13 protein-coding genes and 2 pseudogenes are annotated in these 14,862 nt (G+C 69.4%); 11 read left to right on the top strand and 4 right to left on the bottom strand.

The window, feature by feature from the left end; genetic code table 11:
* Positions 1 to 94: 94 nt before the first annotated feature.
* A complete protein-coding gene (gene hisS, locus FU658_RS01495; RefSeq protein ID WP_147890479.1) occupies positions 95 to 1,474 on the top strand; it encodes a histidine--tRNA ligase in 1,380 nt (459 codons plus the stop codon).
* Positions 1,464 to 3,431 carry an HAL/PAL/TAL family ammonia-lyase gene (locus FU658_RS01490; protein ID WP_147890478.1) on the top strand — a complete coding sequence of 656 codons (1,968 nt, stop codon included), beginning with the start codon at positions 1,464 to 1,466 and terminating at the stop codon, positions 3,429 to 3,431. Before hisS ends, FU658_RS01490 begins: the two co-directional genes overlap by 11 nt.
* Here FU658_RS01490 and FU658_RS01485 read toward each other — a convergent pair.
* Both FU658_RS01485 and FU658_RS01480 read right to left on the bottom strand, forming a co-directional pair.
* Positions 3,420 to 3,587, bottom strand: coding sequence for a diguanylate cyclase domain-containing protein (locus FU658_RS01485; protein ID WP_147890477.1), 168 nt, complete (start codon positions 3,585 to 3,587; stop codon positions 3,420 to 3,422). The genes FU658_RS01490 and FU658_RS01485 overlap by 12 nt on opposite strands.
* Positions 3,563 to 5,260, bottom strand: coding sequence for a sensor domain-containing diguanylate cyclase (locus FU658_RS01480; RefSeq protein WP_147890476.1), 1,698 nt, complete (start codon positions 5,258 to 5,260; stop codon positions 3,563 to 3,565). Before FU658_RS01480 ends, FU658_RS01485 begins: the two co-directional genes overlap by 25 nt.
* Positions 5,261 to 5,373: 113 nt before the next feature.
* Between FU658_RS01480 and FU658_RS01475 the strand changes: the two genes are divergently transcribed.
* From FU658_RS01475 to hisIE, 9 genes and pseudogenes are all read left to right on the top strand, one after another.
* Positions 5,374 to 5,709, top strand: coding sequence for a YerC/YecD family TrpR-related protein (locus tag FU658_RS01475; RefSeq protein WP_147890475.1), 336 nt, complete (start codon positions 5,374 to 5,376; stop codon positions 5,707 to 5,709).
* Positions 5,710 to 5,740: 31 nt separating this feature from the next.
* A complete protein-coding gene (hisG, locus tag FU658_RS01470) occupies positions 5,741 to 6,640 on the top strand; it encodes an ATP phosphoribosyltransferase (RefSeq protein ID WP_147890474.1) in 900 nt (299 codons plus the stop codon).
* Between the two features lie 5 nt (positions 6,641 to 6,645).
* Complete coding sequence (gene hisD / locus FU658_RS01465) at positions 6,646 to 7,953, top strand: histidinol dehydrogenase (RefSeq protein WP_147890722.1); 1,308 nt, start codon at positions 6,646 to 6,648, stop codon at positions 7,951 to 7,953.
* A complete protein-coding gene (gene hisC, locus FU658_RS01460; RefSeq protein WP_147890473.1) occupies positions 7,950 to 9,050 on the top strand; it encodes a histidinol-phosphate transaminase in 1,101 nt (366 codons plus the stop codon). Before hisD ends, hisC begins: the two co-directional genes overlap by 4 nt.
* Complete coding sequence (gene hisB, locus FU658_RS01455; RefSeq protein WP_147890472.1) at positions 9,047 to 10,153, top strand: bifunctional histidinol-phosphatase/imidazoleglycerol-phosphate dehydratase HisB; 1,107 nt, start codon at positions 9,047 to 9,049, stop codon at positions 10,151 to 10,153. Before hisC ends, hisB begins: the two co-directional genes overlap by 4 nt.
* Positions 10,150 to 10,751 (top strand): annotated as a pseudogene (hisH, locus tag FU658_RS01450) (imidazole glycerol phosphate synthase subunit HisH). Before hisB ends, hisH begins: the two are co-directional and overlap by 4 nt.
* Positions 10,748 to 11,482 (top strand): 1-(5-phosphoribosyl)-5-[(5-phosphoribosylamino)methylideneamino]imidazole-4-carboxamide isomerase, encoded by a 735-nt coding sequence (hisA, locus tag FU658_RS01445; RefSeq protein ID WP_147890471.1) that lies wholly within the window; start codon positions 10,748 to 10,750, stop codon positions 11,480 to 11,482. The pseudogene hisH and the gene hisA overlap by 4 nt, the downstream one beginning before the upstream one ends.
* Positions 11,476 to 12,255, top strand: coding sequence for an imidazole glycerol phosphate synthase subunit HisF (gene hisF / locus FU658_RS01440; protein ID WP_147890470.1), 780 nt, complete (start codon positions 11,476 to 11,478; stop codon positions 12,253 to 12,255). The genes hisA and hisF overlap by 7 nt, the downstream gene beginning before the upstream one ends.
* Positions 12,242 to 12,859 (top strand): bifunctional phosphoribosyl-AMP cyclohydrolase/phosphoribosyl-ATP diphosphatase HisIE, encoded by a 618-nt coding sequence (gene hisIE, locus FU658_RS01435; protein ID WP_147890469.1) that lies wholly within the window; start codon positions 12,242 to 12,244, stop codon positions 12,857 to 12,859. Before hisF ends, hisIE begins: the two co-directional genes overlap by 14 nt.
* On the opposite strand, the pseudogene FU658_RS15890 reads toward hisIE, so the two are convergent.
* Both FU658_RS15890 and FU658_RS01425 read right to left on the bottom strand, forming a co-directional pair.
* Positions 12,816 to 14,062 (bottom strand): annotated as a pseudogene (locus FU658_RS15890) (endonuclease/exonuclease/phosphatase family protein). The gene hisIE and the pseudogene FU658_RS15890 sit on opposite strands and share 44 nt — an antisense overlap.
* Positions 14,059 to 14,778 carry an arginyltransferase gene (locus FU658_RS01425; RefSeq protein WP_147890468.1) on the bottom strand — a complete coding sequence of 240 codons (720 nt, stop codon included), beginning with the start codon at positions 14,776 to 14,778 and terminating at the stop codon, positions 14,059 to 14,061. The pseudogene FU658_RS15890 and the gene FU658_RS01425 overlap by 4 nt, the downstream one beginning before the upstream one ends.
* Positions 14,779 to 14,862: the final 84 nt, after the last annotated feature.

The raw sequence follows: 14,862 nt of genomic DNA, 5'->3' as shown, positions 1-14,862 counted from the left end.
CCCGCCCATGCTCCACGGGCTGGCCCGCGAGCCGGGTCAAGGCCGGTGCCCAGCGGTTAGAATGGCGGTTTGCCCCAGCATCCGGAGTACGGACTTGATCAAGCCCCGCACCATGCCCGGCGTCATGGAGCTGCTGCCGCGCGACCAGATCGCGTTCCAGCGCATGCTCGACGTGATCCGGCGCAACTACGAGCGCTTCGGCTTCCTGCCGGTGGAAACCCCGGTGATGGAGCTCTCCGATGTCCTGTTGACCAAGACCGGTGGGGAGACCGAACGCCAGGTGTATTTCGTGCAGTCCACGGGGGCGCTCGAGAAGGGCGGGGAGGGGCTGCCCGAGCTGGCGATGCGCTTCGACCTGACCGTGCCGCTGGCGCGCTACGTGGCGCAGTACGAGCATGAGCTCGCGTTCCCGTTCAAGCGCTACCAGATGCAGCGCGTCTACCGGGGCGAACGCGCCCAGCGTGGTCGTTTCCGCGAGTTCTACCAGTGCGACATCGACGTGATCGGCAAGGACACGCTGGGGCTGCGCTTCGATGCCGAGATCCCGGCGGTGATCCACGCCGTGTTCAGCGACCTGGACATCGGACCGTTCACGATCCAGATCAACAACCGCAAGCTGATGCGCGGCTTCTTCGAAGGCCAGGGCGTGGCCGACGGCGAGCAGCAGATGCTTGTGCTGCGCGAGGTCGACAAGCTCGACAAGCGAGGCCCGGAAGCGGTCTTCGAAACGCTGACCGGCCCGGATTTCGGCCTGGCCGACGAGGTGGTGCGCGCCATCATGGATTTCGTCGCGATCCGATCCAGTGGCCTGGCCGACGGCCTGGCCCGACTCGACGTGCTTGGTGGGGGCAGCGCGAGCTTCGAGGAAGGCGTGGCGGAACTGCGCGAGGTGCTTTCGCTGGTCCAGGCCTTCGGCGTCCCCGACGATGCGGTCGCGATCAACCTTTCGATCGCGCGTGGCCTGGATTACTACACGGGCACGGTGTACGAGACCACGCTGGACGAGTATCCCCAGATCGGTTCCATCTGCTCGGGTGGTCGCTACGACAACCTGGCGGAGAACTACACGAAGTCCCACCTGCCCGGCGTCGGCATCTCGATCGGCCTCACGCGCCTGTTCTGGCAATTGCGCGAGGCGGGCATCGTCTCGACCGCCGAGTCCACCGTCAAGGCACTGGTGGCCCTGATGGACGATGCGCGCGTGGAGGACAGCCTGGCGCTGGCGCAGCAGTTGCGCGCGGCGGGCATCAACACCGAGGTGCAGCTCGAGCCGAAGAAGCTGGCCAAGCAGTTCCAGTACGCGGACCGCGCCGGCATCCGGTTCGTCGTGCTGTCCGGCGAGGACGAGGCGGCGCGGGGCGTGGTGACGGTCAAGGACCTGCGCCGCGGCGAACAGTTCGAGGTGGGGCGCGGGGAGCTGGGTGGCGCCTTGAAGGTGGAGCTTGAGCAGGCGAGGGTGATGCATGTCGAATGAAGCCCACAACGAGACGATCCGCCTCGACGGCCGCTCGCTGACCCGCGGCCACGTCGTGGCGGTGGCCCGCGGGGCGCGGGCCGAGCTCGATGCCGGCCAGCTGGAGCAGGTGCGCCGCGCGGCCGATTTCCTCGCCGAGCAGGTTCGCCAGCAGGAACCCATCTACGGCGTTTCCACCGGATTCGGCAGCAATGCCGACCGTCTGCTGGGCGCGCACCGCCTGCGTGACGAGCTGCCCGGGGCCACGCGCGACCCCGACGCGGGCTCGCTGCATTCGGAACTGCAGCGCAACCTGATCATCACCCACGCCGTATGCGTGGGCGAGCCGTTCGCGGCCGACGTGGTGCGGGCCATGCTCGTCATCCGCATCAACACGCTGATGAAGGGCCACTCCGGGATTCGCGTGCAGACGCTGCAGGCCATGGTCGACATGCTCAACGCCGGCATCGTGCCGGTGGTGCCGAAGCTGGGATCGGTCGGCGCAAGCGGCGACCTGGCACCGCTCTCGCACTTGGCGATCGTGCTGCTGGGCGGCGGCGAAGCCTTCCTCGACGGCGAGCGCGTCCCCGGTGGCGAGGCGCTGCGTCGCGCCGGGCTTTCGCCGGTGGAACTGTCGTACAAGGAGGGGCTCGCCCTCAACAACGGCACCGCGCAGATGCTGGCCTGCGGCGTCCTGGCGCTCGACCAGCTCGAGCAGCTCCTGGACACGGCGGACCTGGCCGCGGCGATGACGGTCGATGCGTTCGCCGGACGCCTGGGCGCGTTCCGGGAGGCCGTCCACGCGCTGCGCCCGCACCCGGGCCAGGTCGATGTGGCGGCCAACCTGCGCGAGCTGCTGGATGGTTCCACCCTGGCCGACATCCCCTACCACCTCGTGCCGCGCTTCCGGCCCTGGCAGCCCGACAGCTGGCAGACAGCGGAGCAGCAGGCGCTGCGCTTCGACATCGGCTGGGATTGGGTGCCGCTGGGCCAGCGGCACGGGCGCGAGCGCTTCTACCAGCGTTTCCGGCCGTTCCGCGGCGGCAAGAAGCACCAACCGCAGGACAGCTATTCGCTGCGCTGTGTCCCTCAGGTGCACGGCGCGGTGCGCGATGCGCTGGCGCAGGCGCAGCGGGTGCACGACATCGAGCTCAACGCGGTCACCGACAACCCGCTCGTGTTTCCCGGCCATGTCTCCGAGGACATGCCGATCGAGGACCGCGTCGTCTCGGCGGGCCACTTCCATGGCATGCCCCTGGCGCTGGCGATGAGCTACATCAAGGCCGCCATCCCGGTGCTTGCCTCGATCTCGGAGCGGCGCCTGAACAAGCTGGTCGACCCGGCGACCTCCGATGGCCTGCCGCCGTTCCTGATCGGCAACGAGGACGCGACCGAGTCCGGATGCATGATCGTGCAGTACACGGCGGCGGCGATCGTCAACGACCTCGCCACCCGGGCGCATCCGGCCTCGGTGTACTCGGTGCCCACCAGCGCGAATGCCGAGGACCACGTGTCGATGGGTGCGAACGAGGCCCGCCACGTGCTCGACATGTGCGCCGACCTGGGGAAGGTGCTGGGCCTGGAAGCCTACGTGGCAGCCCAGGCGCTGGACTTCCGTCGCGACATGATCAATGCGGCGCGCGAGCTCGCGCGCAGCGGCGACGCCGAATCCCTGGCCTCGAAGGTGCACGGAGCGCCCCCCGTGGGGCACGAGGACCGCGCGGCCTTCCTCGCCGAAGTGGAAGGCCTGCGACGCGAGCTTGCCGAAAGCGCGGAGTTCACCCCGGGCAACGCCGTCAGCGCCGCGCTCGACGCACTGCGCGAGGAGATCCCGTTCATGCGTTTCGACCGCGCCATGGATGCCGAAGTGCAGACGGCGGTCCGGCTGGTCGCGTCGGGCCGGCTGCTTTCAGCGGCGCGCGCCCGCGCGGGGGATGAGCCCGCGCAGGCGATGCGCGGGGGCGGTTCAGGCCTGTAGCGTGCTGGGGCCGCGCACGCAGTTGCGGCCGGCATCCTTGGCCTCGTAGAGGGCCGCGTCCGCGCGCCGGATCGCCTCGTCCGGGCTGACCGGCTCGCGCGGCGGGACCGAGTACGCGCCGATGCTGAGCGTCAGTGGCAGGAGCAGGTCGCGCATGCGCAAGGCGATGCGGCGATCGACGCGCACAGTGCCTGTGCCACCTGCATGGATTCGACCTGGTCGAGGTCGCGCAGTGCCACGACGAACTCCTCGCCGCCGAAGCGTGCCACCAGCGCGTCGTGCTGCTGCAGCTGGGCCTGCATGTTGCGGGCGACCTGGCGCAGGCATTCATCGCCCACCATGTGCCCATGGGTGTCGTTGATGCGCTTGAAGTAGTCGATGTCGATCATCAGCAGGCCGAGCGGTCGCTGGTCCTCGCGTGCATCGACCAGCAGGCGTTCGAACTCGGCCATGAACCAGCGACGGTTGAAGGTGCCGGTGAGTGCGTCGCGACGGTTCGACTCGCGCAGGCGGCTGTTGACCTCGGCCAGTTCCTCCAGGGCTGAACTCAGCTCGCCGGTGCGCATGCTCACGCTGTGTTCGAGGTGCTGCTTGGCCTCATGGACGATGCGTTCGTTCTCGCTGCGCAGCGCGGCATAGCGGTAGGCGAGTGCGAACGACAGCAGGATCATCTCCATCGCCGAGCCGATCTGCACGCCGTACTCGGTGATGAACATCTTCGGCAGGACGCCGAAGGCGACCAGGGTGAAGGTCGCCGTGCCCAGGAGGAACACGCCCCAGGCGAGCAGGAAGAGGGCGGCTGGCCGGTAGCCACGGCGCAGCGTGACGAAGGTGACCACGGCGATCCAGGCCACGCTGGGCAGGACCGCGGCGGACGCGATCGGGGTCGCGATGCGATAGGGCAGCAGCATCGACGCCAGGCCCCAGAGGAAGAAGAAGCCGATGATCGCCGTGCAGGCGATGTCGCCCATCCGCCAGCGTTCGCGCAGCCCGAGGAACACGCGCGCGAACTGCTGCATGCCGATCTGCGAGATGCAGATCGACACCGGTACCGATTTGTCCTGCAGCCAGGCGGAATTGGGCCAGAAGTATTCGAAGGCCAGGCCGTTGAGGCAAAACAGCACCAGGCCGAAGCCGGCGACGTGGAACATGTACCAGAAGTAGCTCGGGTCGCGAAGGCTCAGCCACAGGATCAGGTTGTAGAAGAACAGCGCCAGCAGGATGCCGTAGTACAGGCCCATGCCCAACTGGGCGTTGTTGGCCAGCTCGGTGAATGCCGTCGGCGTGTAAAGCACCAGCGGGACCTGCATCGAGCTTTCGCTCTTCACCCGCACCAGAAGGTCGACCGGTTCGCCGATGGGCAGGTCGATCCAGAAGTTGGGGTGCCGGTAGGCCACCGATCGGCTCGAGAACGGCAGGCTGTCACCGGAGGCCTGGTGCACGACGTGGCCGTCGCGGTAGCGCACGTACAGGTCGATGCGATCGCTGAGCGGGTATTGCTGGACCAGGAGTCGCCGGATCTGGGTGGGGTCCTGGTTGACCACCCTGGCATGGAACCAGAACGCGCCCGCGCGGAAACCGAAGGTCGTGCGACCGTCGGGCAGGGGCTGGAAGCCATCGTCGGCCAGGGCTTCGAACATGACCGCCGAACTGGCGCGGGCATCCTCCTCGTAGTGCCAGCGCATGTAGGGCGCGAGGACCACGGTCTCGTCCCCGGGAGCCAGCGTGGCGGTATGCGCCGTGGCGGCCAGCGCGCTGCCTGGCAGGGCCAGGGCGGCCAGCGCGCAGGCGAACACGGCCAACAATGCACCTATCGCTGCTCGCAGCACGCGTTACCGCCTCCCCCCGGATCGATGCGCGAACAGTACCCGTTCCCGGCCGCCACGGAAAGTTGGCCAGGAAGTGCTTGCTAATGTAATAACGCGCTATTACACTGTGCGGAATGAAACGGCGCACCGCCAACGACACCTCACCCGCGCAACAGCTCGACGCGTTGTGCGAGGCCCTGGACTCCCTGGAAGGGCCGGAGGAGATCAGGGCATTCCTGACCGACCTGTGCACCCCGGCGGAAATGCAGGCGCTCGCCGATCGCTGGCGGGTGGTCCCTCTGATCCTGCAGGGGGTCCCCTACCGGGAGATCCACGACCTCACCGGCGTCAGCGTGACCACCGTGGGGCGGGTGGCGCGCAGCGTCGAGTTCGGCGCCGGCGGCTATCGCCGGGCCGCCGAGCGCTGCGCCGACGTCCCGGCCGTCGACCCATCCGAAGCATCCCACTGAATTCCCCCCCGCTTACCGACCCGGAGGCGACATGAAGTCGCGCGACCGCTTACGCATTGCCATCCAGAAGTCCGGCCGCCTGGCCGATCCCGCCCGTGAGCTGCTGGCGCGTGCCGGGCTGAGCTTTCGCGAGAGCCGCGACCGGCTGTTCTGCTACGGCGAGTCGCTGCCCATCGACCTGCTGCTGGTCCGGGATGACGACATCCCCGGACTGATCGCAGAGGGCGTGTGCGACCTCGGCGTGGTCGGCCTCAACGTGCTGGAGGAGCAGGCCGAGGAGCGACGCACGCAGGGCCTGGGGGAGGGCTTCACCGCGCTGCGCGAACTGGGCTCGGGCCGCTGCCGCCTGTCCATTGCCGCGCCACGGGAGTGGAACTGGGAAGGCCCGCAGTCGCTGGCGGGTACCCGGATCGCCACCAGTTACCCGCAGCTGCTGGGCCGGTGGTTGCGCGAGCACGATGTCGATGCCGAGGTCGTCGTGCTGGCCGGGTCGGTCGAAATCGCGCCGCGCCTGGGCAAGGCCGAGGCGATCTGCGACCTGGTGTCCACCGGCGGCACCCTGGCGGCCAACCAGCTGCGGGAGGTGGCCGTGATCATCGAGAGCCAGGCCGTGCTGGCCGGACCCGCCACACCGTTCGCCGACGAGCGGGCCGAACTGGCGTCGATGTTGCTGCGCCGGCTCGACGGCGTGCTGCGGGTGCGCGGCAGCAAGCTGCTGATGTGCCAGGCGCCGCGCGAGTCGCTGGATGCGCTGTTGAAGCTGCTGCCGGATGCCGAGCCACCGACGGTGATGCGGCTGGACAACAGCGGCGACCAGATCGCGTTGCAAGCGGTGTGCCGCGAGGAGGTGACCTGGCAGAGGCTCGAGGACATGAAGCGCATCGGTGCCCGCGGGCTGCTGGTGTTGCCGGTGGAGCAGATGCTGGCATGAACGACATGACGGTTCGACGCGTGGACTGGATGGCCCTGGACGAGGCGGAGCGCGAGGCCGTGCTGCAGCGCCCGACCATGGCGCTCGACGCCACGGTGCGTGTGGCGGCCGCGCGGGTCATCGACCAGGTCCGTGCGGACGGCGACGCAGCCCTCAGGGCCCTGACGCGGCGCTACGACCAGGTCGAGATCGATGCGATCCAGGTCGCGCCCGACGCGTTCCTCGCCGCGCGCCAGGCGGTGTCCGATGCACTTTACGAGGCGCTGGTCGCGGCTCGCGACCGGATCGCGACCTACCACCGTGCAGGGATGGCCGAGGGATTCGACATCGAGACCGCGCCCGGCGTGCGCTGCGGTCGGGTGATCCGACCCATCGGGCGGGTTGGCCTGTACGTGCCGGCGGGCTCGGCACCGCTGCCTTCCACGGCACTGATGCTGGGTGTCCCGGCGATGCTGGCCGGTTGCCGCGACGTGGTGCTGTGCAGCCCGCCGCGGCCGGATGGCGGGGTGGACCCCGCGGTCCTCGTTGCGGCGCAACTGTGCGGAATCGAAAAGGTCTTCCGGGTGGGCGGTGCGCAGGCGATCGCCGCGATGGCCTACGGTACCGGCACGGTGCCCAGGTGCGACAAGCTCTTCGGCCCAGGCAACGCCTATGTCACTGCCGCCAAGCAGGCGGTGGCGCAGGATGCGGGAGGAGCGGCGATCGACATGCCGGCCGGTCCCTCCGAAGTGCTGGTCATCGCCGACTCTGGAGCCGATCCGGAGTTCGTCGCCGCCGACCTGCTTTCGCAGGCCGAGCACGGCCCGGATTCCCAGGTCCTCCTGCTCTCGGACTCGGTGGAAATCCTCGATGCGGTCACCATCGAGCTAGAGCGGCAACTGGCGACGCTTCCGCGTGCGGAGCTCGCAGTGCAGGCGCTTTCCTCCTCGCGACTGGTGCGGGTGCGCGATCTCGACCAGGCCTTCGACATCAGCAACCGCTACGCACCCGAACACCTCATCCTCGCGCTGCGCGAACCGGAGGGGTGGCTCGACCGGGTCCAGGCAGCAGGCTCGGTGTTCCTTGGAGACTTCGCGCCCGAGGCGCTGGGCGACTACAACTCCGGCACCAACCATGTGTTGCCGACGGGCGGTGCAGCCCGGGCCTACAGCGGCGTGTCGGTCTCGAGCTTCCAGACCACGATCAGCGTGCAGTCGGTGTCGCGGGAGGGGCTGCGTGCCATCGGCCCGGGTGCCGCCGAGATGGCGCGGGCAGAGCGGCTTGTCGCGCACGAGCGGGCGGTGACGCGGCGCCTCGCCAGGGGGGATGCATGAGCACGGAAATCCGCCCGTCGCCACTGGAACTGGTGCGCGAGGACCTGCAGTCGTTCGCCGGCTATTCCTCTGCTCGACGCAGCGGAGTCGCCGGCGCGGTATGGCTCAACGCCAACGAGTCGCCGTCGGCGAACGCAGCCGATGGCCGCTACGGAGCCCATCGCTATCCCGATCCGCAGCCACCGCAACTCCGGAAGGCCCTGGCCGAGCTGTACGGCGCGCGCCAGGAACAGGTCCTGGTCGGACGCGGCAGCGACGAAGCGATCGACCTGCTGGTGCGCGCGCTGTGCCGCCCCGGCATCGACGCAGTGGCTTGCGCGCCACCGGTATTCGGGATGTACGCGGTTTGCGCGCGCCTGCAGGGCGCGCCCCTGGTCGAGGTGCCCCTGCTCGAGGACGGCAACGGCTTCACCACCGACATGGCGGCCATGGCGGAGGCGGCACTGGGGCAGCGCGCGAAGCTGGTGTTCCTGTGTTCACCGGCCAACCCGACGGGCCAGTCGCTCGACGTGGATGCGATCGCCGCGCTGGCACGCCGGCTCGAGGGCCACGCGATCGTCGTCGTCGACGAGGCCTATGGCGAGTACGCCTCGGTTTCCTCCGCGGTAGGCCTCATCGACTCGCTGCCCAACGTGGCGGTGCTGCGCACGCTCTCCAAGGCCCACGCCCTGGCGGGCGCCCGCGTCGGCTGCCTGGTGGCCGACGAGCGCCTGATCGAACTGCTGCGCAACTGCCAGGCCCCGTATCCGCTGCCATCGCCCTGCGTGGACCTGGCGCTGGCGGCGCTGGCACCGAAGATGCTGGCACGCACCCGTGAGCGCGTGGCGGAAACGATCGCCGAACGCGAGCGGCTGTACAACGCGCTGCAGGGCCTGGACCGCGTGCGCCGGGTCTATCCCTCGCAGGGCAATTTCCTGCTGGTGCGTTTCGAGGATGCCCAGGGCGTGTATCGCGGCCTGCTGGAGCACGGCGTCGTGGTGCGCGACATGCGCTCGGCGCCGGGACTGGACGACGCCTTGCGCATCAGCATTGGCAGCACACGGGACAACGCGGCCTTGCTGGCCGCACTTGAGGCGACCGGGGAGGTTTCCAAGTGAGCCAACGCATCCTTTTCGTCGATCGTGACGGAACCCTGATAGAAGAACCGGCCGACTTCCAGATCGACAGCTACGCCAAGCTGCGCTTCGTGGCGGGCGTCATCCCCGCGCTGCGGGCGCTGTGCGCGGCCGGCTTCGAGCTGGTCATGGTGACCAACCAGGATGGCCTGGGCACCGACAGCTTCCCGCGCGAGGCCTTCGAGGGCCCTCACCAGCTGATGATGCAGGTGCTGGAATCGCAGGGCATCCGCTTCCGCGAGGTGCTGGTCGACGAAAGCTTCGAGCACGAGGCCAAGCCGACCCGCAAGCCCAATGTCGGCCTGCTGCTTCATTACCTGCGCGACCGCAGCATCGACCTGGCCGGTTCGGCGGTGATCGGTGACCGGCCGACCGACCTGCAGCTGGCCGAGAACCTGGGCTGCCGGGGGTTCCAGCTTGCGCCGGGGCCGTGGACCTGGGAAGGCATCGTTGCCGAGCTGCTGGGTGGTGGGCGGCGTGCCAGCGTGGAGCGCACGACCCGGGAAACCCGGCTGCGCATCTCGATCGACCTCGACCAGGTGGCCGAGCCGGAGGCGCGGACCGGCCTGGGGTTCTTCGACCACATGCTCGAACAGTTGGGCAAGCACGGCGGCTTCGCGCTGAAGGTGCACTGCGAGGGCGACCTGCACATCGACGAGCACCATACGGTGGAGGACACCGCGCTGGCGCTGGGGCAGGCGCTGCGCAGCGCGCTGGGCGACAAGCGCGGCATCGGCCGGTACGGCTCGGCCGCCAGCGACCACGACAGTCGCGAGCTGGCGGCGCGCTTCGTACTGCCGATGGACGAGACACTGGCCAGCGCCGCCGTGGATCTCTCCGGTCGTCCGTACTTTGTCTTCGAGGGCAGCTTCCCGCGCGAGCAGGTCGGCGGACTGCCCACCGAGCTGGTGCCGCATTTCTTCCGCTCGCTGTGCGAGACCGCGGGTCTCAACCTGCACCTGCAGGTGCGTGGGGAAAATGCGCACCACATGGTCGAGGCCTGCTTCAAGGCCACCGCGCGGGCGCTGCGGCAGGCGCTGGCGCGCGCAGGTACCGACCTGCCCAGCACCAAGGGCGTGCTGTGATGCGAGTGGCGGTCGTGGACTCCGGAGGCGCCAACATCGGATCGGTCTGCTACGCCTTCGAGCGCCTCGGGGTGGAAGCCCGGCTGACCGCGACCCGGACACGATCCGGCGCGCGGACCGGGTGGTGCTGCCCGGCGTCGGCGCGGCCGCCGCGGCGATGCGCACGCTGGCCGGTCACGGGCTGGTCGACGTGCTTCGCGCCCTGGACCGGCCGCTGCTGGGCATCTGCCTGGGCATGCAGCTCCTGTTCGAAGGCTCCGAGGAGGGCGATGTCGCCTGCCTCGGCCTGCTCCCCGGCGTGGTGCGGCGCCTGGCCCCGGCGCCGGGCGTGCGCGTGCCGCACATGGGCTGGAACCGGCTTTCGCACCGTGGCCCGTCGCCGCTGCTTGCGGGCCTGCGCGACGGTGCCCAGGCCTACTTCGTGCACAGCTACGCCGCGCCCGTCACCGGCGACTGCATCGCCGCGACCACCCATGGACAGCCGTTCGCGGCCATGGTCCAGCGCGGCAGCGTGGCCGGCGCGCAGTTCCATCCCGAGCGCTCGGCCAGTACCGGTGCGCGCATCCTGGAAAACTTCCTCAGGGGCCACCGCCAATGACATTCACCGTGTTTCCCGCCATCGACGTGCGCGGCGGAGCCGTGGTCCGCCTGCTGCAGGGTGACTACGAACGCGAGACCCGCTATGGCGACGACCCCCTGGCCCAGGCAACCGCCTATGCCCGGGCCGGTGCCGAGTGGCTGCACCTGGTCGACCTGGACGCGGCCCGGGCGGGGGGCTACACGCTCACCGCACTGCTGGCGCGGCTGCGCGCGGAAGCAGGGTTGAAGGTCCAGACCGGGGGTGGCGTGCGTGGCGAACGCGACCTGGTGACCCTGCTCGAAGCGGGTGCGGAACGCGTCGTGATCGGTTCCCTGGCCGTACGCGAGCCCGGACTGGTCCAAGGCTGGATTCGCCGCTACGGGTCCGGGCGCATCACCGTGGCGCTGGACACGCGCTGCGACGAGACGGGCCAGTGGACGCTGCCGGTGGCTGGCTGGACCGAGGCGAGCACGCGCACGCTCGATGACCTGGCGCAGGAGTACGCGCACGCCGGGCTCGAGCACCTGCTTTGCACGGACATCGCCCGCGACGGGATGCTGCTCGGCCCGAACCTCGACCTCTACCGGCACCTGCTTGGTCTCGTTCCCGGGCTCGCGCTGCAGGCGTCGGGTGGCGTCCGCGACCTGGACGACGTGCGTGGTGCCCGCGAGGCTGGCTGCAGCGGCGTCGTACTGGGCAAGGCCCTGCTGGAAGGCCGGCTGCGTCTTGAAGAGGCACTGGCATGTTGAGCCGCCGGCTGGTGCCGTGCCTGGACGTGCGCGACGGACAGGTGGTCAAGGGGGTGCGCTTCCGCGACCACGTCGTGGTGGGTGCGATCGAGGAGCTGGCGCTGCGCTATCGCGACGAGGGCGCGGACGAGCTGGTGTTCTACGACATCACCGCCAGTCCGCAGGCGCGAAGCGTCGACCCCGCCTGGGTGGAACGCGTCGCCCGGATCATCGACATCCCGTTCTGCGTCGCTGGTGGCATACGCAGCGTGGCGGATGCGCGAATCATCCTCAATGCCGGCGCGGACAAGATCTCGGTCAACACGCCTGCGCTGGAGCGGCCGGCCCTGGTCGCCGAACTGGCCGACGCCTTCGGCGTGCAGTGCGTCGTCGTCGGCATCGACAGCCTGCGTGACGAGGACGGCGACTGGCGCGTCCGCGCCTACACCGGCGACCCCGAACGCATGCGCGCGATGCCGCGGCGAACGCTGGACTGGGTCGAGGAAGTGCAGCAGCTGGGTGCCGGCGAGATCGTGCTCAACTGCATGGGGGCCGATGGGGTTCGTTCCGGCTACGACCTGCAACAGCTGCAGGCGGTCCGGGAGCGCTGTGCGGTACCGTTGGTTGCCTCGGGCGGCGCCGGCCTGCCGGCGCACTTCCGCGACGTGTTCCTCGACGCGGACGCAGATGCCGCGCTGGCGGCCAGTGTCTTCCACTCCGGAGAGATCCGGATCCCCGAACTCAAGCGGTTCCTGCGAGGGCAGGGCGTGGAGGTGCGTGATGAACTCCGATGAGATCGATCGACTGGCCTGGGACAAGCAGGCCGGGCTGATCCCGGCGATCGTCCAGGACGCGCGCGACCAGCGCGTGTTGATGCTGGGTTACATGAGCCGCGACGCCCTCGCCAAGACACTGTCCAGCGGGCGGGTCTGCTTCTACAGCCGCAGCCGCAAGACACTGTGGATGAAGGGTGAGAGTTCCGGCGACTTCCTCGAACTGGTCTCGCTGGAGACCGACTGCGACCGCGACACGCTGCTGGTGCAGGCGGTGCCCCACGGACCCACGTGCCACCTCAAGCGCGTGAGTTGCTTTCCCAAGGCACCTGCGGGGTTCATGTCCGAGCTCGACGCCCTGGTGCGTGGGCGCGAGGCCGACAGGCCGGTCGACAGCTACACCACGCACCTGTTCGAGTCGGGCACGCGCCGCATTGCCCAGAAGGTCGGGGAGGAGGGCGTGGAAACGGCCCTGGCGGCGGTCGCGCAGGATGCCGAGGCCGTGCTGGGGGAAGGCGCGGACCTGGTCTTCCACCTGATGGTCTTGCTGCGCGCGCGCGGCCTTGGCTGGAACGACCTGGTCAGCGTGCTGGCCGCGCGTCATCGTCCGAAGGCGCCAGCCTGAGGTCCACCCAGACCAGGTGATGGTCGCTGGCTTCGGAGGCGCCCAGTACGTCCTCCTCCGGCAGCGGCCAGTACACGCCGCTGTCGATCACCTCGAAGTCGACCGAAGGCAGCACGTAGTCGACGCGCAGGTTGCCGGTGCGCGGATCGAAGTTGCCGGTGTCATGGGCCGGGTCGCCGCGGTGGGTCTCGTTCGCCTCGCCCTGCTCGCGCGCCGCCAGCGCGCCGCCCTCGCTGCGCGGCGGTGGGTAATCCAGCACGCGGGGGTGGGACAGCAGCTGGAGGATCGCGCGCCCGTGGCTGGCGCCATCGACCGGGTCGGCGTTGTAGTCGCCGACGATGACGAACCGCGCGTCCTCGCCCAGCCCACCGCTGCGGCCGGCATCGTCGACCAGCCACTCGGCTTCGCCCGAACCGATGTACTCCGCCCACAGGCGGATTTCGTCGTGGTTGCGCAGGCGGTTGCGTCCCTCCGGCCCATCGAAGGCAGGGGGGGTCGGGTGGGCGGCCAGCAGGTGGATGCGACCCAGTGGCGTGTCCACGCCACGTCCCAATGGGATTTCGACGACAGCGGGAACTGCTCCCAGGCCGGGGCGGGGTACCAGGGGGCCCCGGTTTCGGGGTCCTGCACCTCCAGCGCGCCGGGCAGGTCCTTCCAGCGCAGGTGCTGGAAGGTACGTGACGCCTCGGTGTCGATCGGGTACCTGGACAGCAGCAGCATGCCGTACTGGCCCGGGTGCGTGCCGTAGCCCCACGCGTCGCCGGGTCCATCGGTGCGTCCGTCGCCGTCGAGGTCGAAGCCGCTGGGCATGCCGGTGTTGACCGGGGCGAAGAAGCGATACGGGTAGTCGATCGCCACCTGGCCCGCCTGGGAAACGGCGAGGTAGTCGCGCATGAAGGCGTCGGCGGCCTCGCCGTCGGCGTCGTGGTCGAACTCGTTGATCAGCAGGATGTCCGGTGCCAGGTGCTGGATGATCGCGGCCACCTTGCGCGCCCTTTCGTGGCCCTGTGCAAGCTGGCGCGCCACGTCGCCAGCTTCCCCGCCATGCAGCGAGGCGTTGAACGTCGCCACGCGCAGCGTCGCGTCGGTGGCCGGTGGGGTCATGGGCGTGGAGGAGGTGTCATTCGAACTGCCGGGGGGCGATGGCGTGCACGCCAGGGCGAACAGGGTCGCCGCGAGCAGCGCCACGGTGGGTCTGGTCATGTCCGGTCCGAGGTGTCCAGGTTGCTCCAGCGGCCCCGCTCGAGCTTCTCGAGCGGGTGGAAGCTGGATTTGTAGTCCATCTTCGGATGATCCTGTATCCAGTAGCCAAGGTACAGGTGCTCGAGGCCTGCGCGCTGGGCCCATTCGATCTGCTTGAGGATCGCGAAGCTGCCGAGGCTGCGTGCCGCCGCATCGGGTTCGAAGTACGTGTACACCGCCGAGAGGGCATTGGGCAGGCAGTCGGTCACCGCCACGCCCATCAACGTGCCCCCGCGGCGCATCTCCAGGAAGCGCGTCGGGCTCCAGGCGCACTTCAGGAAGGCATCGAAGTCGCTCGGACGGGCCTCGTCCATGCCACCGTGGCGATGGCGGCTTTGCAGGTAGCGCTGGTAGAGCACGAAATGCTCGGTCGTGCGTTCGGCGGCCACGACACGCACGTCGATGTCCTGGTTGCGACGCAGGCAGCGCCGCTGGCTGCGGTTTGGCCTGAAGCGCGCCACTGGAATGCGTACCGAGATGCAGGCCTTGCACTGGGCGCAATAGGGGCGGTAGACGTGCTCGCCCGAACGCCTGAAGCCCATCGCCAGCGCGCCGGCATACAACGAGGGCAGCTGGCTGTCGCGAGGGTCCAGCACCAGGTCGCGGGCGGCCCGGTCATGCCAGTAGCCGCAGGGGTGTTCGGCGGTCTGGTACAGGCGGATCGATGCTGCGGTCATGCCCCAATGCTAACCAAAGCGAGCCGTGGGCAACGACCGCCCATCCCCGGGTTTGCATGGCTGGTCGGATCCACTATGGTCGAG

Source organism: Alkalisalibacterium limincola (assembly GCF_008017755.1).
Taxonomy (GTDB): Bacteria; Pseudomonadota; Gammaproteobacteria; order Xanthomonadales; family Xanthomonadaceae; genus Alkalisalibacterium; species Alkalisalibacterium limincola.
The sequence above is the reverse complement of the archived record's forward strand: the minus strand, read 5'-3'. Positions and strand labels throughout refer to the sequence as shown.

What these genes read in the sequence shown, in the direction of transcription:
- FU658_RS01490 (WP_147890478.1), top strand. Translation starts at nt 1,464, where the DNA reads ATGTCGAATGAAGCCCACAACGAGACGATCCGCCTCGACGGCCGCTCG.
- FU658_RS01485 (WP_147890477.1), bottom strand. Translation starts at nt 3,587, where the DNA reads ATGCGCGACCTGCTCCTGCCACTGACGCTCAGCATCGGCGCGTACTCG.
- FU658_RS01475 (WP_147890475.1), top strand. Translation starts at nt 5,374, where the DNA reads ATGAAACGGCGCACCGCCAACGACACCTCACCCGCGCAACAGCTCGAC.
- hisG (WP_147890474.1), top strand. Translation starts at nt 5,741, where the DNA reads ATGAAGTCGCGCGACCGCTTACGCATTGCCATCCAGAAGTCCGGCCGC.
- hisD (WP_147890722.1), top strand. Translation starts at nt 6,646, where the DNA reads ATGACGGTTCGACGCGTGGACTGGATGGCCCTGGACGAGGCGGAGCGC.
- hisC (WP_147890473.1), top strand. Translation starts at nt 7,950, where the DNA reads ATGAGCACGGAAATCCGCCCGTCGCCACTGGAACTGGTGCGCGAGGAC.
- hisA (WP_147890471.1), top strand. Translation starts at nt 10,748, where the DNA reads ATGACATTCACCGTGTTTCCCGCCATCGACGTGCGCGGCGGAGCCGTG.
- hisF (WP_147890470.1), top strand. Translation starts at nt 11,476, where the DNA reads ATGTTGAGCCGCCGGCTGGTGCCGTGCCTGGACGTGCGCGACGGACAG.
- hisIE (WP_147890469.1), top strand. Translation starts at nt 12,242, where the DNA reads ATGAACTCCGATGAGATCGATCGACTGGCCTGGGACAAGCAGGCCGGG.
- FU658_RS01425 (WP_147890468.1), bottom strand. Translation starts at nt 14,778, where the DNA reads ATGACCGCAGCATCGATCCGCCTGTACCAGACCGCCGAACACCCCTGC.